Genomic DNA, 25,336 nt, shown 5'->3' with positions numbered 1-25,336 from the left:
TCTCTCCTTCCTCTTGAATACCTGTACCCTATTTTAAATTAAAAGGCTGTAGCAATAACGACGTAGAGAAACGTTGCATCTATTTGAAATGACTATATCTGTCAAGTCATTACAAAGCCACTGCAGGGGATATACAGTCATTCTGGATGAGCTTAAGACTTTTCCCCCGCGCTTTACAGCAAAATAGGCGATTGTTCAACAAGGGATCCGCCCAAGCGCTCCACGCTGCCATTGCGACTACCCCCAGCCCCTCTCCCAGGGGGGAGAAGGGCCAGGCGGCACTGTTTGGGTTTTGGCGCGATAAAGAAGCTGAGTGCCTTTCTCTAACTCAGGGTGGCTACGGGCTGGGCTTCTACCAAAAGCTGCTGGGTTTGCAAGTCGAAGATAGTGGCCAACAGCCGCCGCGAGGCATCGACGGCAAATTCCACCTTGAGGCGATCTTCTCCTGCCCGACCTGGGGGCTGCAGGCGGGCCAGACAAGCCGGCTCAGCACCCAGGGATCGAAAATCGGTTTGTCGGGTAAGTTGGCGGCTGCTCATGCGCCCCAGCTCGTCATAGACCACCTCGGCCTGGGCCACCTGGGCCACTTCCCCCACATCGAGTCGAATTTCGGTCTGGCCATCGTTGGCCACCTGCAAGATCAAGGGCTCGGAGCGTCGGCAAGGGTAGGGGCTGCCCCGCTCGAAGAGGGGATAGTAGATGTAACTTTTTTGCCAGGGATCCCAGAGGCGGATGGCGTAGCTGTGGTGCAGGCGATCCTCGAGCTTGACCTGGCGGCCCACCTGCAGAGCGCCCAGGGCCACGGCGTCGAAGGGGCGCTCGCAGCGGACTTTCTTTTTGCCGAAGTAGGAGCGGAGCAGCTCTTGGACTGCCGGCAGTTGGGAGCTGCCTCCCACCAGGAGCACCTGCTCAATTTGGCTTTTGCCCACTCCCCTTGCCTGGGCGCTGAGCAGCACCTCGTCTAGGCACTGGCGGATCTGGTCGAGGAGCTGGTGGGTTTCTAAAATCTCCTCCAGCGCCTGCCGATTCAAGCGCAGCTCATAGGCAGTTAGAGTCTCGTCGTCGAACCAACTGCCCACAGCCTCCGGCTGGGCAGAAAGGGCGATCTTGAGCTGTTCTGCCTGCTCCAAAAGCGTCATCCAGCTCAGGGCCCCCAGCTGCTGCCGGCTCAGCCCCAGTTGCCCCAGCAGGTATTCGGCTATCCAGATGTCGATATCCACCCCGCCCACGTAGGCGTCGGCCTTGGCGATCACCTCTGCCTTGAGGACGGGGTTGCCCGGCTGGGGGGCAAGGGTGCGCACCAGGCTGAGATCCAGGGTGCCGCCGCCGAAATCCACCACCAGCACCACGGATCCCGGCTGGCCGACCGCATAGCCCAGGGCAGCGGCAGTGGCCTCGTCCACAATTTGAACGGGATCCCCGGCCACCCCCCGCAGCCAGTTCAAGTAGCGCTCAAAGGAGCCGACGGGAGCGGTAAACACCACCTGTTGCGGCTGCAGGTATTCTTGCTGGACGGCTTCCATCACCGCCTGCAAAAAAGCCTGAGCCACCCTCTCGGCGTCGTAGCGCTCCCCATCGAGAATCCGCGGTGGGGGGACAAACTCCGCCACCAGATCCCGCTTGAAGCCCTGAAACAGCCGCTGCGGCTCCACTGCCCCCCAACGCCCGGCCCGCACCGTTTCCCCCACCAAGAGCTGGCCTTTTCCCTTGACATAGACCAGGCTGGGAATGGCCGAGTAGCCCGGGCGGGAAAGGCCGGGAAAGCTGAGCAGGCGGGGCGCTTCTTGGACGGGATCCCAAACTGCCACCACAGTATTGCTGGTGCCGAAATCGATAGCCAGCGTTGCTTTGAGGACAGGTGCCATCAGCTCAATCCTCCGGGCAGCGAGCGGCTGACTTTGGCCGGGCAGAGGATGTAGTCTTTCCGGCGGTAGCCGACAAAGCGGATGTAGACGGGATCCCCTGGCCGAATGTCCGGCTGATCCGGCTGGTGCAGTTGCGGGTCGAAGGGGACGGACTCAAGAGGGCTGCCGATGGCTTCATACCCCCACTGCTGCAGCAGGGCATCCAGCGACCGGAAGAGGGCCGTCACGTTTTGGGCCGGCCAATCGGGCTTGCGCCGGGCAATCTCGCGGACGGTGGGGTAGCTGGTCAGCAGCGGCTGCAGCAGGGAAAAGATCGCTTCTGCAGTGTTCGAGCCCCTTGGACTAGGGTCGCCACCGCCAAGCAGGGATCCCAACTCCCACTCTAAAGCGGCAGCCAGCTTCTGCAGTTGCTCCAGGCGCAGGGATCCCCACTGCCCTTGGCGCACCTGATCGAGGGCGCGGCGGCTGATCCCCGCCCGGGCTTGCAGAGCCTGCCAAGAGGAGAGGCCAACGGCTTGCATCCGTTCCCGCAGCCAACTGTCCAGCGGTCTCTCGGCCATGGGATTTTGCCAGGGATCCCTACGATCATGCCCCAACTTGGGCCTGGGTCAGGGATCCACAAAGCGCAGGGAGCGGGCTATGGCTTCCACGTCCCGGTCGTAGCGCTCGCGCCGGCTGGCCGGATAGACCAATTCAAAGCCAGCCTCTAGAGAGGGGCTGACGAGCTTTTTGAGGTAAAAAATCCGCTGGCCGTCTGGCTCGTAGCCGGAGACCACGAAAAAATCCCGACCGGCAACTTGATAGGTAACCCGGCGTCGGCTTTCCCGGCTGCGCTGCAGCTCCTCTTGCAGGGCGCTGGCGGGCGTTGCTTGAAAGACGTTGTAGCCGCCCCAAGCGCGCAGCTCAGCTCCATCTTTCCCGATAAATACCTGGCCGTCGCTGTTGTCAGCTTCCCCTTGGGGGATAAAGTCTGCCGGGTAGTCGATGCGGTAGCCAAAGCGGGCATTGATGTAGGGTTGAAAACCTAACTGGGCTGAGATTCCATTTTCCAAGCTGAGCCCGGCAAGCAGACAGGCTAGGCACGCGGCAGATCTTCTTAACTCGGTAGCCCTCTCCATACCCCTAAGTGTAGGCTGCTCTTGGAGAAGGCTGCGCCCAAAACCAAAATCCGAGGACTCCGGAAATCTTTTCCCTACAAAGAGGTCGGCCCATCTCCTTCCTGAGAGTTCTGTAGAATTGGGGAAGTTTATCTCCTATTGCCGGCTGCCAAACTCCTGCTAACCCTCTGCCATGACCACGACTTCCCCAGCTACTGCTGCCCATCCTGCTGCTTTGGATCCCCTTGACCCGAGGGTGCGTCCGGATCCTCGGGGCCGGTTTGGGCCCTTTGGGGGCCGTTTTGTGCCGGAAACCCTGATGAGCGCCCTGACGGAGCTGGAGGAAGCCTTTGAGCAGCATTGGCGGGATCCCGAGTTTCGCGCCGAGTTCCACAGCTTGTTGCGGGATTTTGTCGGTCGGCCCAGCCCCCTCTACTTTGCCCAGCGGCTGACCGAGCACTACGACGGCCCCCAGATCTACCTCAAGCGCGAAGACCTCAACCACACCGGTGCCCACAAGATCAACAACGCCCTTGGCCAAGTGCTGCTGGCGGTGCGCATGGGCAAGCGAAGGATCATTGCCGAGACTGGCGCTGGCCAGCATGGGGTGGCCACGGCAACGGTGTGTGCTCGTTTTGGGTTGGAATGCGTCATCTACATGGGGGCAGTGGACATGGAGCGGCAGGCCCCCAATGTGCAGCGGATGCGCCTGCTGGGCGCTGAGGTAAGGGGGGTCGAATCAGGCACAGCCACCCTCAAAGACGCCCTCTCCGAGGCCATCCGCGACTGGGTAACCAACGTGGAGACCACCCACTACGTCATCGGCACGGTGGCCGGACCCCACCCCTACCCGAAGCTGGTGCGGACCTTTCACGATGTCATCGGCCAGGAGACGCGGCAGCAGTGCCAAGAGAAATGGGGAGGACTGCCGGACGTGCTGCTGGCCTGTGTGGGCGGCGGCTCCAATGCCCTGGGGTTGTTCAACGAGTTTGTTCAGGATCCCCAAGTGCGGCTTATCGGCATCGAGGCTGCCGGGGAGGGCTTGCACACCTCCCGCCACGCTGCTACTCTTAGCCGCGGTCGCATTGGGGTCTTGCACGGGGCCATGAGCTACCTGCTGCAAGATGAAGAAGGCCAGGTGCAGGAGGCCCATTCCATCAGCGCCGGCTTGGATTACCCCGGCGTGGGGCCGGAGCACAGCTACTTAAAAGCAATTGGGCGAGCCGAGTACTACGCCGTTACCGACGACGAGGCGGTAGAGGCGCTGCTGCTGCTGTCGCGCCTGGAGGGGATCATCCCGGCTTTGGAGACGGCCCATGCCCTGGCCTACCTGAAGACTTTGGCCCCCCAGCTTGGCCCCCAGCAGCGGGTGGTGGTCAACTGCTCCGGGCGGGGCGACAAGGATCTGAACACCGTTTTCAAGTACTTGCAGAAGCGGGGGCATAGCCTAGCCTAGAGTTGGGTTGGCAAGATCCTCAGCTCGTGTCCACCTTTGCCATTCGATCGCTCAGCCTGCTGGCCTTGTTTCTGGGGGCAGGGCTAGGGCTGCTGGCCGGATCCCGGCCAGAGGTTTCTGGGCGCGTTGGCGGGATCCCGTCCCCGGCCACGAGTTCCCCGGCAGGCGCCTTGCCCCGCAACGGCGGGACGGAGGGGATCCCTGCTCCCGTCCAGCCGCAACCCTTGCCCAAGACGCTGCCGGCCCTGGCGCGGCAGGCCATCGCCCACTACTTCGCCACTGGCCAGGTGCTGCCTGCTCCAGAAGAGATCCCGCCCCACTGGCGGCGCCCGGCGGGAGTTTTTGTTACGGTGACCAGGGAGGGACGGCCCCGCGGCTGTTGGGGCAGCTTGGATCCCGGCGGCGAGGATCTGGCCAGGGCCACCATCCGGGCGGCGGTGGGGGCTGTTACTCGCGACTGGCGCTATCGGCCCCTGCAACCCGGCGAGCTGGAGTCGGCTTCTATTCAGGTGGCCATCGTGCGACGGGTGGTGCCCATCCCCTCTCTGGAGCAGGTGGATCCCACCCGCATGGGCCTGTTCATTCGCGCGGGGACAAGGGGGGCGGTGTTGCTGCCCGGAGAGGCTCTGACGACGGCCTGGCAGCTCTCCACCGCCAAGCAATTGGCCGGGATCCCTGCCGATCAGCCGGTGGAGCTGTTTCGCGTGGAGGCGGAGCTGTTGCATGAGTTCTGAGGCAGAGCGGTGGCTGGCCGCCGTGGTGGGCAACACCCACGTGCGCTGGGGCTGGTTTGCTGGCGAGAGCTTGGTGAAGGTGGAGCAGTTTCCCGCCCACCAACCCCTATCCTGGCCAGAAGAGACGGAGCTGTGGCTAGCTGCCGTTGGCTCTGCCCCTTTGCCGCCCCGATCCCCCTGGGTGCATTGCCTTGAGCTCTCCCAGGTGTCGCTGCGGGATCCCTATCCCGGGCTGGGGCTGGATCGGGCACTGGCTCTGTGGGCCGCCGGGATCCGCTACGGCTGGCCCTGCTTGGTCATCGACGCCGGCACCGCCTTGACCCTAACGGGAGCTGACGCCGAGGGATCCCTGGTGGGAGGAGCGATCCTGCCCGGCCTGGGGTTGCAGGCGCAGGCGCTGGCCGACCACACCGCCCGGCTGCCCAAAGTGGAGTGGGATCCCGGCGCTCCCATACCCCCCCGCTGGGCCAGGAACACTGGGGCCGCCATCCGCAGCGGCATTCTTCATACCCTGCTGGCCGGCTTGCGGGATTTTCTGGCCGACTGGCGCCGCCGCTTTCCCCAAGGCCCGCTGCTAGTAACCGGCGGCGATGGCGAGCTACTCTACCCCCACCTGCGGCCCCTTGACGCAGAGCTGCGCTGGGATCCCCACCTGGTGTTGCGGGGGATTGCCGGCTGCCGTCAGTTGCACCGCGTCGTCCGCAAGCCTTCTGGTGCAGAATAGAAGACAGTCTCTCCCAGCCGCCTGCGAGCGGGCAGCTTCTTGCTCAGGGATCCCATGGCCAACGGCAACTCCTTCGGCGTCTTGTTTTGCGTCACCACCTACGGCGAGTCCCACGGGGGGGCGGTGGGGGTGGTGGTGGACGGCTGCCCGCCGCGGCTGCCCTTGAGCGAGGCCGACATCCAGGCGGAGCTGGATCGGCGCCGTCCCGGCCAGAGCCACATCACCACGCCGCGCCAGGAGGCGGATCGCTGCCAGATCCTCTCCGGGGTTTTCCAAGGCTTTACCCTCGGCACCCCCATCCACATCCTGGTGCGCAACCAGGACGCCCGCCCCCAGGATTACAGCGAGATGGCCACCACCTTCCGCCCTTCCCATGCCGATGCCACCTACCAGGCCAAGTACGGCATCCGCAACTGGCAGGGGGGAGGGCGGTCCTCGGCGCGGGAGACCACTGGCCGGGTGGCCGCCGGGGCCATCGCCAAGAAGATCCTGCGCCTGGCAGCAGGGGTAGAGATCCTGGCCTATGTGCAGCGGGTCCAAGACGTAGAGGCCCAGGTGGATCCCAGCTCCGTGACGGCGGAGCAGGTGGAAGCCAACATCGTCCGCTGCCCCGATCCAGCCGCGGCGGCGGCGATGATTGAAAAAATTGAAGCAGCGGCGCGGGAAGGAGATTCTCTCGGGGGAGTGGTGGAATGTGTGGCCCGCAATGTGCCCCGCGGGCTGGGCTGCCCGGTGTTCGACAAATTGGAGGCCGACCTGGCCAAGGCGGTGATGTCGCTGCCGGCCAGCAAGGGGTTTGAGATCGGTTCGGGGTTTGCCGGCACCTACCTGACGGGCAAGCAGCACAACGACGAGTTCTACATGACCCCCAGCGGCTGGCGCACCCGCAGCAACCGCTCCGGCGGCATCCAGGGGGGCATCAGCAACGGGGAAGACATCGTCCTGCGGGTGGCCTTCAAGCCCACCGCCACCATTCGCCAGCCCCAAAGCACCGTCACCCTCGACGGGCAGGAGACGGTTTTGGCGGCGCGGGGGCGCCACGATCCCTGCGTGCTGCCGCGGGCGGTGCCGATGGTGGAGGCGATGGTGGCTTTGGTGCTCTGTGACCATCTGCTGCGCCACCACGCCCAGTGCCGATCCCTGGCCTTGCCAGAGGTGCCCATTCCCGCCGTTCCCCTGCCCCACAGCTAGCGGCAGCCGGTCGGAGTCCTTGTATCCTAAGAAAGAGGCGGGATCCCTGTTCATGGCCAAGGCCAAAACCGTCTGGGAGTGCAGCCAGTGCGGCGAGCGCTACCCCAAGTTTTTGGGCCGCTGCGACAACTGTGGCGCCTGGAACACGCTGACGGAGGTGGTCGTCGCCCCCTCTTCTAAGTCTGGGCCACCGCAGCGGCTCGTTCCCCAGCGCAGCCGCGGCAACGGGATGCCCCTGTCGGCCCTTCCCCTCTCCCAAGTCTCCTCGGAGAGCCACCCCCGCCTCTCCTCTGGCTCCGGCGAGTTCGACCGGGTGTTGGGAGGTGGCATCGTGCCGGGATCCCTGGTGTTGATCGGCGGCGATCCAGGCATTGGCAAGAGCACCCTGCTGCTGCAGACTGCTGCGCATCTCGCCAAGCGGGGGCCCATCTTGTACGTGTCGGGGGAGGAATCGGCCCAGCAGATCAAGCTGCGCGCCGCTCGCATTAGCGGGACGGAGTCCTTGCGGCTGGGGATAGAAAGCGAGCAGCTCTACCTATTGGCGGAAACCGACCTGGAGGCCATTGTGGCCGAGATCCAGGCCCTACAGCCCCAGGTGGCGATCATCGACAGCATCCAGGCCATCTTCTGGGGGCAGCTCAGCTCGGCGCCGGGATCCGTTTCCCAGGTGCGGGAATGCGCCGGCCTCTTGATGCGAGTGGCCAAAAAACTGGGGGTGGCCCTGCTCATCGTTGGCCATGTTACCAAAGATGGATCCCTGGCCGGGCCCAAGGTGCTGGAGCACCTGGTGGACACCGTCTTGTACTTTGAGGGGGATCGCTTTCAGAGCCACCGCCTGCTGCGCGCCGTCAAAAACCGCTTTGGGGCAGCTCAGGAAATCGGCGTTTTCGAGATGACCGCCTCTGGCTTGGTGGAGGTGGACAATCCCTCGCAGCTTTTTTTGAGCAGCCGGGATCAGGCCACGCCGGGAACGGCCACCATCGTCGCCTGTGAGGGCACCCGCCCCTTGGTGGTGGACGTGCAGGCCCTGGTCAGCCCCACCAGCTACAGCTCCCCCCGCCGCACCGCCACCGGCATCGAGCTCAACCGCTTTTTGCAGATCTTGGCGGTGCTGGAAAAACGGGTGGGGATCCCGCTTTCCAAATACGACGCCTACATTGCCTCCGCCGGCGGCATCCAGGTGGCCGAGCCAGCTGCCGACTTGGGGGTGGCGGTGGCCGTGGCCGCCAGCTTCCGAGATCGCCAGGTGGATCCCTTTACGGTCTTGATCGGCGAGGTGGGCCTGGGGGGACAGGTGCGCCCGGTGGCGCAGTTGGAGCAGCGCCTCAAGGAAGCCGCCAAGCTGGGGTTCCGCCACGCCATCATCCCCAACAGCCCCGTTTTGGCCGACTCTGGCCTGCGCTTGAGCCGGGTGCAGCGGGTGTTGGAAGCTCTGCTGGTGGCTCTGCCCAGCTCCGAGCCTGGCCAGTGAGAAGGGATCCCCAACTTGCCCAGTTGGGCGGTCGAGCTCCGCCAAGAACCAAGCTACGGGAAAATGTCATAGAATAAAGGTTTGTGCGACAACAGCAACCGGATCCCGGCCCGGATGGGCACACTATCCTACAGACCCTGGCGCAAGAGACTGACCTAAGGATCGACCTATGGCGTTGGTAGCCCTGTTTCTTTTCGTGGTGTACCTGATCGTCTCCAGCTTGAACGCCCAGGCGGAGCGCTAGCTGCTTTCCAAAAGGGATCCGGCCAAAGCTGAGGAGGTCGGGCAGGATTTTTTGTCTCTTGCCCCGCTCCAGGAGGCAGGCCCTCGGCCCAGGGTTGGGCTTCTATCTCTGGTGTGGATTGGAGAAGCTCTCTGGTCGCCTTTTTCCCCAAAACCTTTGCTACCCTCGAGATGGTTCGATATCGGCTCGATTGACCAACAACCGAGCAGTCGCTAGCAGCGGCCCTGCAAAGGATCCCGGCATCATGGTTTCTGCACCTTCTAGCCCCCTCAAGCCCTCGACGCCGGCAGCGGAGTTTCCACCGCCGCCCCCACCCGATATCAGTGACCTGGTGATCGAGGACGACCAGCCTGTGGACAGCATCTACTCGGAGAAGCTGCAGCGCCTGCTCACGAGCGCCCTCTACGCCTCCTTTCAGCCCAGAGCCAAAGACAGCGGCGAGCCGATCCCCTTCCTGGCCACGGCCAACGTCGGCCTGTTCTACGCCCTCAAGCAGCCGCCGCTCGTGCCCGATGTCATGCTCAGCCTGGAGGTAGCTCCCCCCGCCAGCTTCGAGCGCAAGGAAGATCGCACCTACTTTGTCTGGGAGATGGGCAAGCCTCCCGACGTGGTCATTGAGATTGTCTCCAACCGCGAGGGAGAAGAGCTGGGCCGCAAACTCAGGGACTACGCCCGCGCCGGCGTGGGCTACTACGGGGTTTACGATCCTTTGCGGCAACTGCGGGAGCTGCAGGGATCCCCACTGGTTCTTTTTCAGCGGCGGGGGGGAGAGTTGGTTCCCTTCGATTCCACCTGGCTGGAGGAGATTGGCCTGGGCTTGACCCTCTGGCAGGGATCCTTCGAGGGCGTCAACACGGAATGGCTGCGCTGGTGTGACCGAGAGGGCCAAGTTTTACCCACCGGCGACGAAAAGGCCGCCCTAGAGCAGCAGCGGGCCGAGAGAGAACGCCAACGGGCTGAAAGAGAACGCCAACGGGCCGAAAGACTTTTGGAGCTGCTGCGTTCCCACGGGATCGCGCCGCCGGAAGCGTAAAAAAGGATCCCGTCCGTCCCTGAAATCCTCTATCCCTTTTACCCCTATGTCCACTCTCCCCAGCAGCAGCGAAGCTGCCCAACGGGCCGCCCGCCTGGAAAAGGCCCGCCACCTGCAGGAGCAAGGGATCCTGCCCTACGCCTATTCTTTCCCGGTTACCCACTTGGCTGCCGAGTTGCAGGCGCAATTTGCCGATCTCGAGCCCGGCGCCGAGCGGGAGGATGTGCAGGTGGCGGTGGCCGGGCGGATCCGGGCGCGGCGGGTCATGGGCAAGCTGGCTTTCTTTACCCTGCAGGATCGCTCTGGCACCATTCAGCTTTATCTGGACAAGAAACGGCTGACGGAGCAGATGGGGGAGCTGGCCTTCAAGAACCTGGACAAGCTGCTTGACGTGGGCGATTGGCTGGGGGCCAAGGGCTGTCTCAAGCGCACCGAGAAAGGGGAGCTGTCGGTGCGGGTGGACGAGTACCAGGTGCTGACCAAGGCCCTGCTGCCCCTGCCCGATAAGTGGCACGGCCTACGGGATGTGGAGAAACGCTACCGCCAGCGCTACGTTGACCTCATCGTCAACCCCGAGGTCAAGCAAACCTTGCTCGACCGGGCCAAGATCGTCCGCTCCCTGCGGCAGACCCTGGAGGAGCGGGGCTTTGTGGAGATCGAGACGCCGGTGCTGCAGGTGATCCCCGGCGGGGCGGAGGCGCGTCCCTTCATCACCCACCACAACGCCCTGGATCTAGATCTCTACTTGCGCATTGCCACCGAGCTGCACCTGAAGCGGCTGGTGGTGGGCGGGATCGAGCGGGTGTACGAAATTGGGCGAGTCTTTCGCAACGAGGGCATCTCCACCCGCCACAACCCGGAGTTTACCTCGCTGGAGGCCTACCAAGCCTTTGCCGACTACCACACGATGATGGAGCTGACCGAAGCCCTGGTCTGCAACGCCGCCCTGGCAGTGCGGGGATCCCTGCAAATTACTTACCAAGGGGAGACCATTGACCTCACCCCACCCTGGCGGCGGGTAACGATCCAGGAGTTGGTGGAGGAGGCCACCGGCATCTTCATCGACGTGGAAAAGGGATCCACCGCCGAGCTCTTGCCCGCCCTGGCCCAGCAGGGGATCCCCGATCTCTCCCCCCACGACTCCCCTGGCAAGCTGTTGGTCAAAGCCTTCGAGCACTGCTGCGAGAGCCGCCTGCGCCAGCCGACCTTTGTTCTCGACTATCCCCTGGAGGTGTGTCCGCTCACCAAGCCCCACCGCAGCAAGCCGGGGTTGGCGGAGCGCTTCGAGCTGTTTATCGTCGGGCGGGAGACGGCCAACGCCTACTCGGAGCTGACCGACCCGGTGGATCAGCGGCAGCGGCTGGAGGCCCAGGCGGCCCTGAAGGCAGCCGGAGACGAAGAGGCCCACTTTTTGGACGAAGACTTCCTCACTGCCCTGGAGTACGGCCTTCCCCCCACCGGTGGCCTGGGCATCGGCATCGACCGTCTGGCGATGCTGCTGTGCGACGCTGCCAGCATCCGCGATGTCATCGCCTTCCCCCTGCTGCGACCGGAGACGGGAGAAAGCCCCTGAATAGGGGCCTAGGCCACAAGGGCATGGTTTAGGGGAGTTACATCATCCCCGCACCGCCGGAGCGGCTCGCTCCTGTTTTCGTCTTGGGTTCGGGCTTTTCCACCACAATGGCTTCGGTGGTGAGGTACATGGCGGCGATGGAAGCGGCATTCTGCAGCGCCGAGCGTACGACCTTGGCCGGATCCACGATCCCCTGAGCAAACATGTCCACATAGGTGCCCGTCAGGGCATCAAAGCCAAAGGGCATCTCCTTCTCCAGAACCTTTTCCACCACCACCGACCCCTCCAGGCCAGCGTTGTGGGCAATCTGATAGAGCGGCGCCTGCAAAGCCCGGCAGACAATGTCCGCCCCCACCTGCTCTTCTGCGTTCAAGTTGGCCTTGAAGGCCGGGATCCCTTTGGAAAGATGCAGCAACGTTGCCCCGCCACCGGGGACGATCCCTTCCTCCACTGCCGCCCGCGTGGCGTTGAGGGCATCTTCAATGCGCAGCTTGCGGTCTTTAAGCTCCGTTTCAGTGGCAGCTCCCACCTTGATCACCGCCACCCCACCGGCCAGCTTGGCGATCCGCTCCTGCAGCTTCTCGCGGTCGTACTCGGAATCGGTGGTCTCCAGTTGCTTGCGGATCTGGGCCACCCGTTTCTCCACCGCCGCCTTGGTGCTGCCGTCGGTCACAATGGTGGTCTTGTCTTTGGTAACGGTAATCTTGCGGGCCACCCCCATCATGTCCAGGGTGACGTTCTCCAGCTTGATGCCGATATCCTCGGAGATGAGCTGCCCACCGGTGAGGATGGCAATGTCCTCCAACATGGCCTTGCGCCGATCCCCAAAAGCCGGCGCCTTCACCGCCACCGCGTTCAACACCCCCCGCAGCTTGTTGACCACCAAAGTGGCCAGGGCTTCTCCCTCCACATCCTCGGCAATCACCAGCAGCGGCCGTCCCTCTCGCGCTACCCGCTCCAGAACAGGCACCAGATCCTGAAGATTGGAGAGCTTATTACTGGTGATGAGCAGATAGGCATTTTCGTATTCGGCCACCATCCGCTCCGTATCGGTGACGAAATAGGGGGAAATGTAGCCGCGGTCGAACTGCATCCCTTCGACAACTTCCAATTGGGTTTCCAAGGACTTGGACTCTTCGACCGTAATCACCCCATCTCGCCCCACGGCATCCATGGCCCTGGCGATCATCTCCCCCACTTCCGGGTCGTTGCCGGCAGAGATGGTAGCTACCTCGGCGATGTTCTTGCGGCCTTCCACAGGCTTAGCTTGAGCGGCAATTTGCTCCACCAGGTAGGCAGTGGTCTTCTCGATGCCGCGCCGCAAAGCTACAGGGTTGGCTCCTGCCGAAATATTCTTCAACCCCTCCTGCACCATGCTCTGGGCCAAAATGGTGGCTGTGGTGGTGCCGTCTCCGGCCACGTCGTTGGTCTTGGTGGCCACTTCCCGCATCAGCTGGGCACCGGTGTTCTCCAAAGGATCCGCCAATTCAATTTCCTTGGCAATGGTGACCCCGTCGTTGACGATCTGGGGGGCGCCGAACTTTTTCTCCAGAAGGACGTTGCGCCCTTTCGGGCCAATGGTAACCTTAACTGCATCCGCCAGTTGATTGATGCCCTGCTCCAATGCCTTGCGGGCCTCTTCCCTAAACAGAATCTGTTTTGCCATAGAATCCCCGATCCTCTTAGTTTCAACTGGGCCGCTTAGCGCTGCCAGGCGGAGTGGGATCCCAGAAGGGCCCCGGCGATCCATTGGCTTGGCCGAGCCCAAAGTTAGCACTCTGAAATCCCGAGTGCTAATCTAGCCCAAAAGCAGGATCCCCATCAAGATGGGTTGGGTTTGGAGTCGCGGCCTCGGCGGGGAGGGGAGAGCTAGGCGTTGCCGCCGATGAGGATGTCGGGGAACTGGGCTTGGGCTTCGCTGATGGGGCGCTCGCGTCCGCCGTTTTGCCAGTAGTTGATCAGTTCAGTGGCTTGGTTGAGTAGAGTGATGCGATCTTCCTCGCTGATCCAAGTTTTGCTCTCCAGCTCGGCTTTGAGCTGTTCCCAGGCGTCATCCCGCGGCCAGAAAAAGTAGCGGGTGAGGGGGCTGCGGTTTTTGGCCACCACCTGATCCACGGCGATGGCCAAATCGTTTTCCAGCCAGAGGGCTTTCAGGGCAAATTTCGGCAAGGCTCTTTTCTCCTTTGCAGGACTCGACAGATCACACACTGGCCCGGCCTGAGCCTGGCAACCTTCTATTCTGACATAAGTCTTGCTACCTCAGTGGATAGGCCAGCTCAGCCCTGTTTAGGTCTTGGGGCAAAAGCGCTTAGATCGCACAGGGCTGTTTCCCCTTTCAGCACCAAATCCCTCAGGATGGCGGCGCTAATTGGGGCCAGCAACACTCCATTGCGGTAGTGGCCGGTGGCAACCAAAAGATTGACATAGCCGGGAGCCGGCCCCAGAATGGGGGCGCGCTGCCCCAGCGGTCGGGGTCGATGGCCGGCCCAGTGCTCCAGCAGGGTGGCTTCGGCTAGGGCCGGGCAGATGTCGATGGCGTGGGCCAGCAGATCCTGTAAGGCCAGCAGCGTCGGCTGGGGATGGGGGGCCTGAAACTCCACGGTTGCCCCCACCCACAGGGATCCATCCCCCAGGGGGACCAGATGCAGATCCTCGTCGCTGACCACCGGCCCCAGGGGGATCCCCGCCGCTTTGACCCGCAGAGCCTGGCCTTTGACCGCCTGCAGAGGGATCCGCAAGCCCAGCTCCTCGGCCAGAGGGGAGCTGTCCAGGCCGGCAGCGAGAACGACATGGCCTGCCGAGAAGGCGAAGGCTGGCGTATAAACTGCCTGTAGGCGAAAGGGAGGATCCGGGCTGCGCTGCATCTTCTGAACCGGCTGATGGAAGAAGAAGCGGCAGCCTCTGCGTTGGGCTGCTTCCACAAGCGCCTGCGTAAGGAGGCGGGGTTGGATCTGCCGATCTTGGGGAGAGTAGAGGGCTCCCCCCAGGTCGCTGCGCAAACCTGGCTGCAGGGATCCCACTTCGCCAGGGCTGAGAAACTCCAGGCGGTAACCTGCTTGCCGGCGAGCCGCCAGGGTTGCTTGCCAAGCGTCCACTTCCTCCTCCCGGAGGAGCTTGAGGATGCCGTGCCGATTGACGGGCAAAGTCCGACCCAAGTCGGCTTCCAGCCGCGCAATCAGGGGATCGAACTGCTCCAGGCTTTTCAGGCGCAACTGCACCACCTCCCCATCTGGCTGGCGGCTGCAGATCCCCATCAACACCCCCAACGAGGCCCCGGTGGCGCCTGAGGCCGGATCCCTGGCGTCGATCCCAACCACCGATAGCCCTGCTGTGGCCAATTCGTAGGCGATGGCACAGCCCACCACCCCACAGCCGATCACCAAAACGTCGCAGTTCAAGGTTCCTCCTCAAAGAGAGCCCTTTTGCCGTGATACCCCATTCTGCGGGCGGGATCCCTTCTGGAGAGCGGCCAGCTTTGCCGCCCTTGTCCTCTGCGGCAAAAAGTAGGGGAAACGGCGAAGATGTCGACATCCCCGACTGCCTTTGCCCATGGATACTGAACTGCTGCTGCCCGATGTCGCTGATCTGGTCACTGAGGACGATACCCCGGCGGATAACTTTGCCTCTGAAAAGCAACAGCGCCTCCTGACTGGCTCGCTCTACAGCTCTCTGCCCCACAAAACCTTCCTGGCAGCAGCCAATGTCGGGATCTACACAACCCCCAGTCGCCCCCCGATTGTGTCGGATGTTTTTCTCAGCCTGGATGTCACGGTGCCGGAACAATGGTGGGAGAAGCAGAACCGGTGCTATCTGCTCTGGCAATTTGACAAGCCGCCGGATGTGGTGATCGAGATTGTCTCCAACCGCGAAGGCGACGAGCTAGGTGGCAAGTTCAGCCGCTACGAGCAGATGCGGGTCAGCTACTACGTGGTTTTTGATCCCAACCACGAGCTGGGATCCGAGGAGCTGCGCCTTTTTGAGCTGCGGGGCCGCCACTATGCGGAAATGACCGAGACCTGGCTGGAACAGGTGGAGCTGGGCCTGAGGCTGTGGGACGGAGTTTTCGAGGGGAAACAAGCCCGCTGGCTGCGCTGGTGCGATGCCAAAGGGCAGTTGCTTTTGACGGGAGATGAGCGGGCCGAGCTGGAACGCCAACGAGCCGAACAGGAACGCCAGCGGGCCGAGCGTCTGGCAGCAAGGTTGCGGGCTTTGGGCGAGGATCCGGATCTGGAGAGGTGACGTACTCCCGCACTTATGCTGACGCATAGAGTGCAGGCTTCCCAGTGACTCCTGCCCGATAGCAGGACATTTCCTGAGCTTGAAGAACGGGACGCCCCACCGCTCTGGATTTGATGACCCTCGCCGAGTTGTGATCCCTGCCAATACTCAGCCCACAGTGCGGACAATCGTGCCACCGCTCATGCAGCTCTTTGGGCACCTCACGACCACACCCCGAGCACCCTTGACTGCTGCCGCGGGGATCCCCTGCAATCGTCAACAGCCCAGCTCTTTCAGCCTTGGCTGCCAAAATTTGCAGGAACTCACCCCAACCGGCGTCATGGATAGATTTGGCCAACCTTGTCCTTGCCAGACCTTTGATGTTCAATGCCTCATGGGCTATGTGTCTCCCTTTTTGCAAAAGCTGATGAGCAACTTTGTGGTGGAAATCCCGGCGCTGGTTGGCTACTTTCTGATGTGCCTTGCTCAACCTCTTGACCGCTTTCTGGTAGCGGTTTGACCCCTTCTGCTTGCGCGATACAGACCGTTGCAGCCGCTTGAGGGGCTTTTGCGCCCTACGGTAATGCTGAGGAACCTCAACCGCCTCACCCTCATCGGTGACCAAGAAAGAGCTTAGCCCCAGGTTATCCCCATCGTGTTTTCCCACGTTGGCGTGTCAGGGCTCCATTCCGGGACAGACGAATCCTGCAAACTCAAGGTGACGTACCACCCATCCACCTTGCGGGTGATGGTGGCCGTTTTGATAACAAACCCCTCAGGCAAAGGGCGGTGTTGGACCAGCTTGACCGGCCCAACCTTGGGCAGATGGATAAACTGCCCTCGAATGCAGTCCTGCTTCATCTGAGGGAAGGTGAAGGAGCGATACCGCCCTACTCCCTTAAACCTAGGCCTGCCTGCCCTTTTGCCGTTGCGGTCACCTTTTAGCCATCGGTCAAAGGCCCTTTGTACCCGCTGTAGGCAGTCTTGGAGCACCTGGGAATGAATCGCTTGGTATTCGGGGAAGAGAGCCTTTGTGTTTACCAAGTCTCGTTTCTGTGAGTAGAAATCGGGCTTGTCTTTCAACTCAGGCAGATGACAGACCGTCAAGGAGCAGGCATGGATATTGCAGCGATTCTGCTCCCACCCGTTGAACCGTTCTGCCAGGCGATAGTTGTACTGCCTACGCAGCAGCTCCAGCCACTCACCCATCAGGGCGACTTGGCTAGCAGTAGGGCGCAAGCGGTACTGGTAAGCGGTTCTCATGATGAATGCATTGTACCTGTTGAACGCTCCCGCCTCTCATCCTGACTCTGACCGGCCCGCCCCCCTATATCCCCCCGTATACGGGGGGACTGGGGGGCTGGGATATAGGGGGGTACAGAGCGGGGCTTCAAGGACTACGTCCCGCTAGCGCGAACGGCGGATTAGCTAAAACTTGGCGCAACGTTTTCCCGGCGTCTCCCCTCGCCGCATCCCACCCTAGGTGAAGGTCTTCGGAAAACCTGTCTCCAAAGTCCTTAGGGATCCCCCCCTTTCCCCTACACTCAAGAGGGAGCTACCCTTAAGTTGGGAAATCGTCCAGATGGGCTATCGCCGCCGCGATTGGTTGGCCTACTGGCTGCTCAAGTGGCTGGTGGTCAACCCTTTATTTCGGGGACTGTATTTTGGCCGCACCTATGGCCAGGAAAACGTGCCGCGCCACGGATCCCTGATCATCGTCAGCAACCACGCCAGCCACTTGGATCCGCCGCTGGTGGCCAATGCGGTGCGCCGCCCGGTAGCCTTCATGGCCAAAGAAGAGCTGTTCCAGGTGCCGGTGCTGAAGCAGGTGATCCGGCTCTACGGGGCTTACCCGGTCAAAAGGGGAGGTGCGGATCGCAGCGCCTTGCGGGCCACAGAGGCAGCCCTGGCCCAGGGCTGGGCGGTAGGGATCTTTCTCAACGGCACCCGCACCCCCGATGGCCGCATCCCCCAGCCTCACCTGGGGGCAGCCTTGGTGGCAGCGCGCACCCAGACACCCTTGCTCCCCGTAGCCCTCTGGGGCACCGAGAAGGTGCTGCCCAAGGGATCCCGCTGGCCGCGCTTGTTTTGCCCCATCACGGTGCGCATCGGCAGGCTGATCCCCCCGCCGGCTTCCAGCGACAAAGCTGAGCTGCAGCAGGCAACCGCGGCCTGCGTGGAGGCCATCCATGCCCTCCTGGATCAGGGGCGCTGAGGGGCAATCAGAGTATCTTGAGCAACCAGATACTCGGCCACCGGCTTTCCCCCCAAGATGTGCTCTTGCAGCACCCGCTCTATCACCGGCGGCGTGGCCGAGTGGTACCAGAACCCGCCGGGGTACACCAACAACACCGGCCCAGGAACACCGTAGTTGCAGGCCCGCAGACAATTGGCCTTGGTGCGGTTGACGCGCAGAGGGCCCACGCCCGCCAGCTCCAGGTTCAACTGCTGGATCCGCAGCCTCAGGTATTCCCAGGCTTCCAGCCCCACCGCCTTTTCACAGCACTTGGGCTTGGTCTGGTCGGCGCAGAGGAACAGATGCCAATGGTAAGACGGAATCGGATCCGGCTGAGGTTCTGCAGATGGGCTTGCCGGCGTGGGAAGGGGAGCGGAAAGCTGGGTCATGTGAGGATCCGTGTCTCCTACTGCCACCGAATAATCACTAGATAATTATATGAGTAGTTAAAGAAGACGTCGGGCATCCCGACAAACCTTCTGACCCCTAGGAAATGGGGTAGAGGCCTGGGGATGTGCTGCCCTAGCCTGGATAAAAGGATCCCTCACCTGTCCGGCAATGCTGATCGATGCTCCCCAACAGCGGCTATTTCTCGCCCTCCTTCCCCCACCAGACCTGCAGGAGCAAGTGACCGCCATTAAACAACAGTTTGCCGAGCAATTCGCCAGCCGCGCAGCCCTGCGCTCGCCCCCTCACATCACCCTGGTGCCTCCTTTCGAGTGGCCCACTGCCCAGCTGGCGGCCCTGACAGGATCCCTAGAAGCATTTGCTAAGGAGCAGGCGCCAGTTGCCGTTGAGCTCTGTGGCTTCGGCGCCTTCCCGCCACGGGTTATTTATATTCACGTCGAGCCCTCCCCCGAGCTGCAACAGCTTCAGGCCAAGGCCCAGCGGCACATGAGCCTCCTTCTCAAGCAAGAAGAAGCAACGGCTCCAGCCCGTCCCTTTGTGCCCCACATGACTGTGGCCTTCCGGGATCTCCAGCCGGCCCAGTTCCGCGCCGCCTGGCCGCAGTTCAAGGCTCGCCTCTTCCAGGGATCCTTTCTCGCCTCTGCCCTGACCCTCCTCCTCCATGACGGCAAGCGCTGGCAGGTTTTTGCCGAATTCTCCCTCTCCGCCTCTGAGGGATTGAGGCAGGAAACAACAGCCTACTCAACCCAGTGAGCAGCCATATATTCAGCTAGATCCAGCACCCGCTGCGAGTAGCCCCACTCGTTGTCGTACCAGGCCATCACCTTCACCAGATCCCCGTCCAGCACGCTGGTCATCTCGGCATCCACAATCGCCGAGCAGTCGTGGCCGCGGTAGTCGATGGAGACTAAGGGGATATCGGAGTAGGCAATGATCCCTTTCATCGTGGTCTCTGAAGCGTCCTTGAGAGCCGCGTTCACCTCCTCGGCAATCACGCGCCGCTCCGTTTGCACCACCAAGTCCACCAGCGACACGTTGGGCGTGGGCACCCGTACCGCCACCCCGTTCAGCTTGCCCTTCAGTTCGGGGATCACCAGCGCCACCGCCTTGGCCGCCCCGGTGGTGGTGGGCACCATGCTCAACGCCGCCGCCCGCGCCCGTCGCAGATCGCGGTGGCCGCCATCCAAAATCCGCTGGTCACCGGTGTAGCTGTGGGTGGTGGTCATCGTGGCCCGCAAGACGCCGAACTTGTCCAGCAACACTTTGAGGATGGGGGCAAGGCAGTTGGTGGTGCAACTGGCGTTGCTGACAATGTTGTGCCGCACCGGGTCATAGGTGTGTTGGTTAACGCCATATACAAACGTGGGAATGTCGCCCCCCTTGGCCGGAGCGGTGATCACTACTTTTTTGGCTCCCGCCTCAAGGTGCTTAGAGGCCCCTTGATAGTCTACGAACACCCCTGTAGCTTCAATAACAAGATCCACCTTCCACTCTTTCCAGGGCAGGTTGCTGGGGTTGCGATCGGAAACGGCGTGGATATGCTTGCCGTTAACCAGCAGGCCACCCTCGACGGCCTCCACTTCCGCCCCTTGCAGCGGCCCGAGAATGGAATCGTATTTGAGCAGATGGGCAGCCGTGCGGGCGTCTGATGTGTCGTTGATGGCAACAATATCGAGATTGGACTGGGAGCGACCCAGCCAACACCGCAAAAAGTTGCGACCGATACGACCAAATCCGTTGATGGCTACCCTGACCACTGCTCTTAACCTCGCTGCTTGAAGTGCTTTGGGGCTGCTTAGCACATAATACCGCAACCCCTGGCTATTCTGAAGATAAAATTTGGGATCCCACCGCTTGATTTCTGGCCTCTTTTTTGAGTAGTATCAACTGATATTTAACTTTAGGGATCCCGGCCTGCCTGCAGGGGTTGGCTTTCCTCAAGCGGGGTAGCGCTGCTGCAGCAAGGCCATAGCCGAGGCCACGTTTTCGGCTCCCCGCTGTTCCAGCAGATCCGCGAACATGCTGTCGAGCCAAAAGAGGCGCTCGCCGATGATCTGGGTCCAGGCGCGGTAGAGCTTCAGCTGGACTTCCAGGGGCAATAGGAGCAGCCCCTCGCGGGAGAGGCGCAGGGTTTGCACTTCGGTCAGGCTCACCGCGGTAAAGGAACGTCGCCGTCCCGTCAGCAAGGAAAGTTCCCCAAACACGCGCCCGGCATGCAGCGTGGCCAGCCAATAATCGCCGGGATGGCGCATGTACTGGCGACGCAGCTCCACGATCCCGCTGAGAACTACGTATAGGTCGCTACTGGGATCCCCTTCTTGGAAGATCACCTGGCCGGGGGAAAAGCGGCTGGGCAGTAGGGCAGCCGTCAATGCCTTCCACTCAGCATCTTCCAAAGACTGAAAGAGCAAGTGCTCGCGAACGCGCTCAAACGGATAACGGCTGCTGCTCATCGGGCAAGCGGCTGGAAGTGCTTGGGGCCAGCTCTGTTTCATCCTACCGTCACCCCACGTTTTGGGTAGGAGGGATCCCTGCAAAAGGCTTGGGCGAGACCCAACTGGGCCATTTTCCAACACGTAGAATTTTTGCCGGCCATGGCGCCGGCAGAAGTTCTGTCCAGGCAGGCTGTAGGGGGTTCTCAAAAAAGCCGCAGAAGCTCGGCAGTCATTCCCGGAAAGCGGCAAAGATGTATACAAATCTCAAATGGAGAAAGCTCTCTAGGGATCCCGATCGATGCAGCCTGGCTCAATTGTTTGCTGCCGCCACCGCGAGTGGGTGGTGCTCCCCGCTGATTCCGAAGAAGGGGTAGTGCTGCGGCCCCTTACTGGTACGCCAGAGGATGCGATTCACATTCACCGACAACTGATGAACCTTGTAGGCGGCACCTTGCCCTTTGAGCGCATCGAGCCGGCCTTCTTCCCGCTGCCCTGCGCCGACCGAGTTGCCGATGCTGCAGCCGCCCATCTCCTCTGGCAGGCAGCGCGGCTTATCTTGCGCGAGGGCGCCACTCCCTTTCGCTCGCTGGGGCGCATCTCCATCCGGCCCCGAACCTACCAGTTTGTGCCGTTGCTCATGGCGCTGCGCCTTGATCCGGTGCGGCTGTTTATTGCCGACGACGTGGGAGTGGGCAAGACCATCGAAGCGCTGCTGATAGCCAGAGAACTTCTGGATCGCGGCGAGATCCGGCGCTTTTGTGTCCTTTGCCCGCCTTATTTGTGCGAGCAGTGGGCCAGGGAGCTGGCCGAGAAGTTTCACCTCGAGCCGGTAGTTATCCGCTCGGGGACGGTAGGGCAACTGGAGCGGCAAACCCCGCTGGGACAGAGCCTCTACGAATACTTCCCGGTGCAGGTGGCCAGCATTGATTTTGTCAAAACAGAGCGCAACCGCCCTCAATTTTTACAGTTTTGTCCTGAGCTGGTCATTGCCGACGAAGTGCACGGTGCGGCGGCGGCCAGTTCCGGCAGAGCTCAGCAGGAGCGGCATGCCCTTTTGAGAGCCATTGCCCAAGCGCCCAACCGCCACCTGATTCTGCTGACGGCTACTCCCCACAGCGGCATCCCAGAGGCCTTCCGTTCCTTGCTGGGGCTGCTGCGGCCTGAGTTTGAGGCGTGGGACTTTCAGGATCTCACTGAGAGCCAGCGCCTCGAGCTGGCCCGTCACTTTGTCCAGCGCACGCGGCGGGACATTAAGGAGACCTGGCAAGAAACCGCCTGCTTCCCAAGCCGAGAAGCTGAAGATGAGACCTATGACCTTTCGCCCCGCTACCGCGAGCTGTTTGAGCGCACCTATGCCTTCTGCGCGGAGCTGGTGCGCACCGGCCAGCAGATGGAACAGCGGCGGCGGCGAGTACGCTACTGGGGGGCGCTGGCTCTTTTGCGCTGTGTCATGTCCAGTCCGGCAGCGGCCTTGGCAGCGCTGGCCAATCGTGGTGCAGGCTCCCGGGAGGAAGAAGCTGAAGAGGCCGAGGAGAGCTTTAGCCGCTGGGTGTTCGAGTCAGCAGAAGAGCGTACTGACGACGAATTACCGCTGCCAGCCCTCGAAGCAGCAGATCAAACTCTGCCCGACAGCGACCGCCGCCGGCTGCGCGAGCTCGCCCGCCTGGCTGGTCAACTGCGTGGCGTAGACCAAGACACCAAGCTGGCGCGGGCCATCGAGCTAGTGAAGCGGCTCCTCAAAGAGAGCTTTCACCCCATTCTCTGGTGCCGCTATGTGGCCACGGCGGAGTATCTTGCCGACCACCTTCGACAACACCTGGGATCCGCAACTCAGGTAGCCTGCGTAACCGGCCGCATGGGCGACGAGGAGCGGGAGGCCAAGATTGCGGAAATGGCCGTTGACCAGCCACGGGTGCTGGTGGCCACCGACTGCCTCTCGGAAGGGATCAACCTGCAGGAAAAATTGACAGCCGTCATCCACTACGACCTGCCCTGGAACCCCAACCGGCTGGAGCAGCGGGAGGGGCGGGTGGATCGCTACGGCCAACGGGCCCCCCGGGTCAAGGTCATTCGTTTTTTTGGGCGAGATAACCCTGTGGACGGCGTGGTGCTAAAGGTGCTGCTGGACAAGGCGCGGGAAATTCGCCGCACCCTTGGCACCCACGTGCCTGTTCCCGAAGCGAGTGAAAGCGTTACCCAGGCGGTGCTGGAGGCGCTTTTTTTGCGCCAGGGATCCGGCTCAGGGGAGCGCCAGTTGGAGCTGGATCTGGGGATGGCAGAGGTGAGCCGGTTTCACGCCCGGTGGGATCGCTCTGCCGAGCAGGAGCGGCGCAACCGCACCCGTTTTGCCCAGCGATCCCTCAAGCCTGAAGAAGTGCAGCGGGAACTGGAGGCTACAGACGCCGTGCTGGGGGATCCGCAGGCAGTACAGCAATTTTTTCTCGCTGCCGCCCAGCGCCTGGGCCTGGCCGTGATCCCTGACCGGCAGTCTGGAGTCTTCCAGGTCAACCTCAGCCGAGAGGGCACGGCAACCCTGCCGGAGGCCATTCGTTCAGCCCTGCCCCAGCCCAAGGGTGGACACTGGCGGATTAGCTTTGTCTCCCCCACGCCAGAAGGAGCGGAGTACGTTGGCCGCAACCACCGCCTCATCGCTGCCCTGGCCCACTTTTTGCTGGAGAAGGCTCTAGATAATCCTGAAGAGGCCGTCGTCTCCCGCTGCGGGGTTGTGCGGACGCGGGCTGTGGCCGAGCTCACCACCCTCTTGTTGCTGCGCGTGCGCTACCTGGTGGAGCAGCCGCTGGCTCAGCCTCTGCTGGCGGAGGAGGTGCTGGTGCTGGGAGGGGTTGGCCTGGAAAGAGGCGCAGCCCGCTGGCTGGAAACTGGGGCAGCGCTCCAGCTTTTGGCCAAAGCCACGCCAGATGCCAACCTGCCGCTCGCGGAAAAGCAGGAGTTGGTGCAGCATGTGCTAGACAGCCTCAGCCCCTGGCCGCCGACTGCAGAAAACTGGGGCCTAGGACACCCCCTTCAGCAAGGGATCCGGGAGGCCATTTGCCGGCGGGCTGGCGAGCTGGCTGATGCCCACAGGCGCATCCGACAGGCTATCTCCCAGCGCGTGCGCGGGCTGGAGGTTAAGCCGCAGTTTCCCCCGGATCTGCTGGGAATTCTTGTCCTACAACCTCTGCTGTCCAGATGAGCCAATTTCCTGCACTACGCCTTGAAGGGGGCCTCTTGGGGCCGGACATCCTGGAGCAGCTTTTGGCCGGCGAGCTGCCGGGCCAGAAGCCGAGAGACTTTGGGCTAGACGACAAGCGCAGCCTGACCGAGGAGATGGCCAGCGTCTTTGCCGATGCCCGCACCCAGTGGGAAGTTTTCCGCCGTCGGCTGGCCCGTCTGCCAGAAGGGGATCCGGCCACGTCGGTTACCCGCGATGCCTGGGTCATTCCCTTTCTCAGCCTTCTGGGCTACGAGCTGCGCTACAACCAGCGGGCCTACGAGATTGACGGCGCCACCTTTGCCATCTCCCACCGAGCTGGCGAAGCAGAGGACGCTCCGCCGGTGCACATTGTGGGGGTGCGCCAGGAGCTGGGACGGCTGGCTCCTACTGGCAGGCCGCGTCTAGCCCCTCACTCGCTGCTGCAGGAGTATCTCAACTGCAGCGAGCACCTCTGGGGCATCGTCACCAACGGGCTGATCCTCCGCCTGTTGCGAGACAGCACCTTTGTGCGCCGGCAGGCCTATGTGGAGTTTGACCTGCAGCAGATCCTGGAGGAGCAGCGCTTTAACGACTTTGCCATCCTGTTTCGCCTGTTGCACCGCAGCCACCTGCCCCAAAGGGCGGAGCAGGCGCGGGAGTGTTGGCTGGAGAAGTACTACCAGCAAGCTCTGGAACAGGGGGGGCGAGTCCGCGAGCGGCTGCGGGATGGGGTGGAAGAATGCCTCAAGGGCTTGGCCAACGGCTTTCTTGCCCATCCCAAAAACTCCCAACTGCGGGAGCGGCTGGCCTCTTCTGGATTGAACCGCCTCACCCCGGAGGAGTTCTACCGACAACTGCTGCGGCTGGTCTATCGCTTTTTGTTTCTCTTGGTCTCGGAGGAGCGGGGGCTAATTAGCGCCAGCCCCCTCTACCGGGATCACTACGGCGTGGGTCGGCTGCGGCGGCTTTTGGAGCGGCGCAGCGCTTTTACGGAGCATGAGGATCTCTGGTGCAGCCTGCGGGTGCTCTGGCGGGTGCTCTCCCAGGAAGAGCTGGCAAAGCATCTGGGGGCTGCCCCTCTCAATGGGGACCTCTTTGCTCCCCTGGAGCTGGATAGCTGCAGCCTCAGCAACCGGGATCTGCTGCAGGCCTTCTGGCACTTGGCCTACTACCAAGAAAGCCCCACCTCTCCCCCTTGCCGGGTGAACTACGCTGCCCTGGACGTGGAGGAGCTGGGATCCGTCTACGAAAGCCTGCTGGACTACCAGCCCCAGGTTGTCACCTCCCAGGGGGTGCCTCGCTTTGAACTTGGCTACGGCTCTGAGCGCAAGAGCACGGGCTCTTACTACACCCCACCGGAGCTAGTGGCTGAACTGGTCCGCTCGGCGTTGGAGCCAGTGATCGAAGAACGGCTGAAAGCCGCTCGCCCACCTGAGGAAAAAGAGCAAGCGATTTTGT

Annotated in this window: 22 protein-coding genes and 1 pseudogene; 12 read left to right on the top strand and 11 right to left on the bottom strand. The window is 62.4% G+C overall.

What is annotated here, in order from left to right:
- Positions 1-323: 323 nt before the first annotated feature.
- From NW846_RS05120 to NW846_RS05110, 3 genes are read right to left on the bottom strand one after another with little or no spacing between them, the layout of a single operon-like run.
- Positions 324-1,865 (bottom strand): Hsp70 family protein, encoded by a 1,542-nt coding sequence (locus NW846_RS05120; RefSeq protein ID WP_414348167.1) that lies wholly within the window; start codon positions 1,863-1,865, stop codon positions 324-326.
- Positions 1,865-2,425: a helix-turn-helix domain-containing protein gene (locus NW846_RS05115; RefSeq protein ID WP_071813492.1), complete on the bottom strand. Its 561-nt coding sequence runs from the start codon at positions 2,423-2,425 to the stop codon at positions 1,865-1,867. Before NW846_RS05115 ends, NW846_RS05120 begins: the two co-directional genes overlap by 1 nt.
- Positions 2,426-2,473: 48 nt before the next feature.
- The gene (locus tag NW846_RS05110) at positions 2,474-2,917 is read right to left on the bottom strand and encodes a hypothetical protein (protein WP_414348163.1); all 444 of its coding nucleotides are present in this window, start codon (positions 2,915-2,917) and stop codon (positions 2,474-2,476) included.
- Between the two features lie 238 nt (positions 2,918-3,155).
- On the opposite strand from NW846_RS05110, the gene trpB reads away from it, so the two are divergent.
- The 7 genes from trpB to lysS all read left to right on the top strand — a co-directional run bounded on the left by trpB (position 3,156) and on the right by lysS (position 11,388).
- A complete protein-coding gene (gene trpB, locus NW846_RS05105; protein ID WP_414348160.1) occupies positions 3,156-4,418 on the top strand; it encodes a tryptophan synthase subunit beta in 1,263 nt (420 codons plus the stop codon).
- A 26-nt stretch (positions 4,419-4,444) separates the two neighbouring features.
- Entirely contained in the window at positions 4,445-5,152 is a 708-nt protein-coding gene (locus tag NW846_RS05100; protein WP_228375405.1) for an AMMECR1 domain-containing protein, read from the top strand.
- Positions 5,142-5,876, top strand: coding sequence for a pantothenate kinase (locus tag NW846_RS05095; protein WP_414348156.1), 735 nt, complete (start codon positions 5,142-5,144; stop codon positions 5,874-5,876). Before NW846_RS05100 ends, NW846_RS05095 begins: the two co-directional genes overlap by 11 nt.
- Positions 5,877-5,930: 54 nt before the next feature.
- Positions 5,931-7,067 (top strand): chorismate synthase, encoded by a 1,137-nt coding sequence (gene aroC / locus NW846_RS05090; RefSeq protein ID WP_414515486.1) that lies wholly within the window; start codon positions 5,931-5,933, stop codon positions 7,065-7,067.
- A gap of 52 nt (positions 7,068-7,119) precedes the next feature.
- Complete coding sequence (gene radA, locus NW846_RS05085) at positions 7,120-8,538, top strand: DNA repair protein RadA (protein WP_011429244.1); 1,419 nt, start codon at positions 7,120-7,122, stop codon at positions 8,536-8,538.
- Positions 8,539-9,026: 488 nt separating this feature from the next.
- Complete coding sequence (locus NW846_RS05080) at positions 9,027-9,815, top strand: Uma2 family endonuclease (RefSeq protein WP_240527750.1); 789 nt, start codon at positions 9,027-9,029, stop codon at positions 9,813-9,815.
- A 46-nt stretch (positions 9,816-9,861) separates the two neighbouring features.
- On the top strand, positions 9,862-11,388 hold the full coding sequence (lysS, locus tag NW846_RS05075) for a lysine--tRNA ligase (RefSeq protein ID WP_414515484.1): 1,527 nt from the start codon (positions 9,862-9,864) through the stop codon (positions 11,386-11,388).
- A 37-nt stretch (positions 11,389-11,425) separates the two neighbouring features.
- Here the strand turns inward: lysS and groL are convergent, their stop codons facing one another.
- From groL to NW846_RS05060, 3 genes are all read right to left on the bottom strand, one after another.
- Positions 11,426-13,054, bottom strand: coding sequence for a chaperonin GroEL (gene groL, locus NW846_RS05070; protein ID WP_011429241.1), 1,629 nt, complete (start codon positions 13,052-13,054; stop codon positions 11,426-11,428).
- Positions 13,055-13,257: 203 nt separating this feature from the next.
- Complete coding sequence (locus NW846_RS05065; protein ID WP_346426047.1) at positions 13,258-13,596, bottom strand: 30S ribosomal protein PSRP-3; 339 nt, start codon at positions 13,594-13,596, stop codon at positions 13,258-13,260.
- Positions 13,597-13,664: 68 nt separating this feature from the next.
- The gene (locus NW846_RS05060; protein WP_414347624.1) at positions 13,665-14,786 is read right to left on the bottom strand and encodes an NAD(P)/FAD-dependent oxidoreductase; all 1,122 of its coding nucleotides are present in this window, start codon (positions 14,784-14,786) and stop codon (positions 13,665-13,667) included.
- Between the two features lie 151 nt (positions 14,787-14,937).
- Between NW846_RS05060 and NW846_RS05055 the strand changes: the two genes are divergently transcribed.
- Positions 14,938-15,627, top strand: a complete 690-nt coding sequence (locus tag NW846_RS05055) for a Uma2 family endonuclease (protein ID WP_011429238.1) — start codon at positions 14,938-14,940, stop codon at positions 15,625-15,627.
- A gap of 13 nt (positions 15,628-15,640) precedes the next feature.
- Here NW846_RS05055 and NW846_RS05050 read toward each other — a convergent pair whose 3' ends face one another.
- Together NW846_RS05050 and NW846_RS05045 are read right to left on the bottom strand one after the other, a co-directional pair.
- Entirely contained in the window at positions 15,641-16,273 is a 633-nt protein-coding gene (locus NW846_RS05050; protein ID WP_414515481.1) for an RNA-guided endonuclease InsQ/TnpB family protein, read from the bottom strand.
- Positions 16,240-16,869, bottom strand: a complete 630-nt coding sequence (locus NW846_RS05045) for an RNA-guided endonuclease InsQ/TnpB family protein (RefSeq protein ID WP_414515478.1) — start codon at positions 16,867-16,869, stop codon at positions 16,240-16,242. Before NW846_RS05045 ends, NW846_RS05050 begins: the two co-directional genes overlap by 34 nt.
- Positions 16,870-17,188: 319 nt before the next feature.
- Here NW846_RS05045 and NW846_RS05040 point away from each other — a divergent pair, with 319 nt between their 5' ends.
- A complete protein-coding gene (locus NW846_RS05040; protein ID WP_011429237.1) occupies positions 17,189-17,821 on the top strand; it encodes a lysophospholipid acyltransferase family protein in 633 nt (210 codons plus the stop codon).
- On the opposite strand, the gene NW846_RS05035 is transcribed toward NW846_RS05040, so the two are convergent.
- A complete protein-coding gene (locus tag NW846_RS05035) occupies positions 17,809-18,231 on the bottom strand; it encodes a (2Fe-2S) ferredoxin domain-containing protein (protein WP_011429236.1) in 423 nt (140 codons plus the stop codon). The genes NW846_RS05040 and NW846_RS05035 overlap by 13 nt on opposite strands.
- Positions 18,232-18,400: 169 nt before the next feature.
- Here NW846_RS05035 and NW846_RS05030 point away from each other — a divergent pair, with 169 nt between their 5' ends.
- Complete coding sequence (locus NW846_RS05030; RefSeq protein WP_011429235.1) at positions 18,401-19,003, top strand: 2'-5' RNA ligase family protein; 603 nt, start codon at positions 18,401-18,403, stop codon at positions 19,001-19,003.
- Here NW846_RS05030 and gap read toward each other — a convergent pair.
- Positions 18,988-20,007, bottom strand: a complete 1,020-nt coding sequence (gene gap / locus NW846_RS05025) for a type I glyceraldehyde-3-phosphate dehydrogenase (RefSeq protein WP_011429234.1) — start codon at positions 20,005-20,007, stop codon at positions 18,988-18,990. The two genes, NW846_RS05030 and gap, sit on opposite strands and share 16 nt — an antisense overlap.
- Before the next feature lie 180 nt (positions 20,008-20,187).
- Positions 20,188-20,703, bottom strand: a complete 516-nt coding sequence (locus NW846_RS05020; protein ID WP_168173629.1) for a cyclic nucleotide-binding domain-containing protein — start codon at positions 20,701-20,703, stop codon at positions 20,188-20,190.
- 280 nt (positions 20,704-20,983) lie between these two features.
- On the opposite strand from NW846_RS05020, the gene NW846_RS05015 reads away from it, so the two are divergent.
- Positions 20,984-23,878 carry a helicase-related protein gene (locus NW846_RS05015; protein ID WP_099812524.1) on the top strand — a complete coding sequence of 965 codons (2,895 nt, stop codon included), beginning with the start codon at positions 20,984-20,986 and terminating at the stop codon, positions 23,876-23,878.
- Positions 23,875-25,336, top strand: a pseudogene (locus tag NW846_RS05010) (hypothetical protein); the annotation flags it as partial. The gene NW846_RS05015 and the pseudogene NW846_RS05010, both read left to right, overlap by 4 nt.

Source organism: Synechococcus sp. W60.3 (assembly GCF_047502615.1).
Taxonomy (GTDB): domain Bacteria; phylum Cyanobacteriota; class Cyanobacteriia; order Thermostichales; family Thermostichaceae; genus Thermostichus.
Note: the sequence above shows the minus strand (reverse complement) of the source record. Positions and strands in the feature narration are given on the sequence as shown.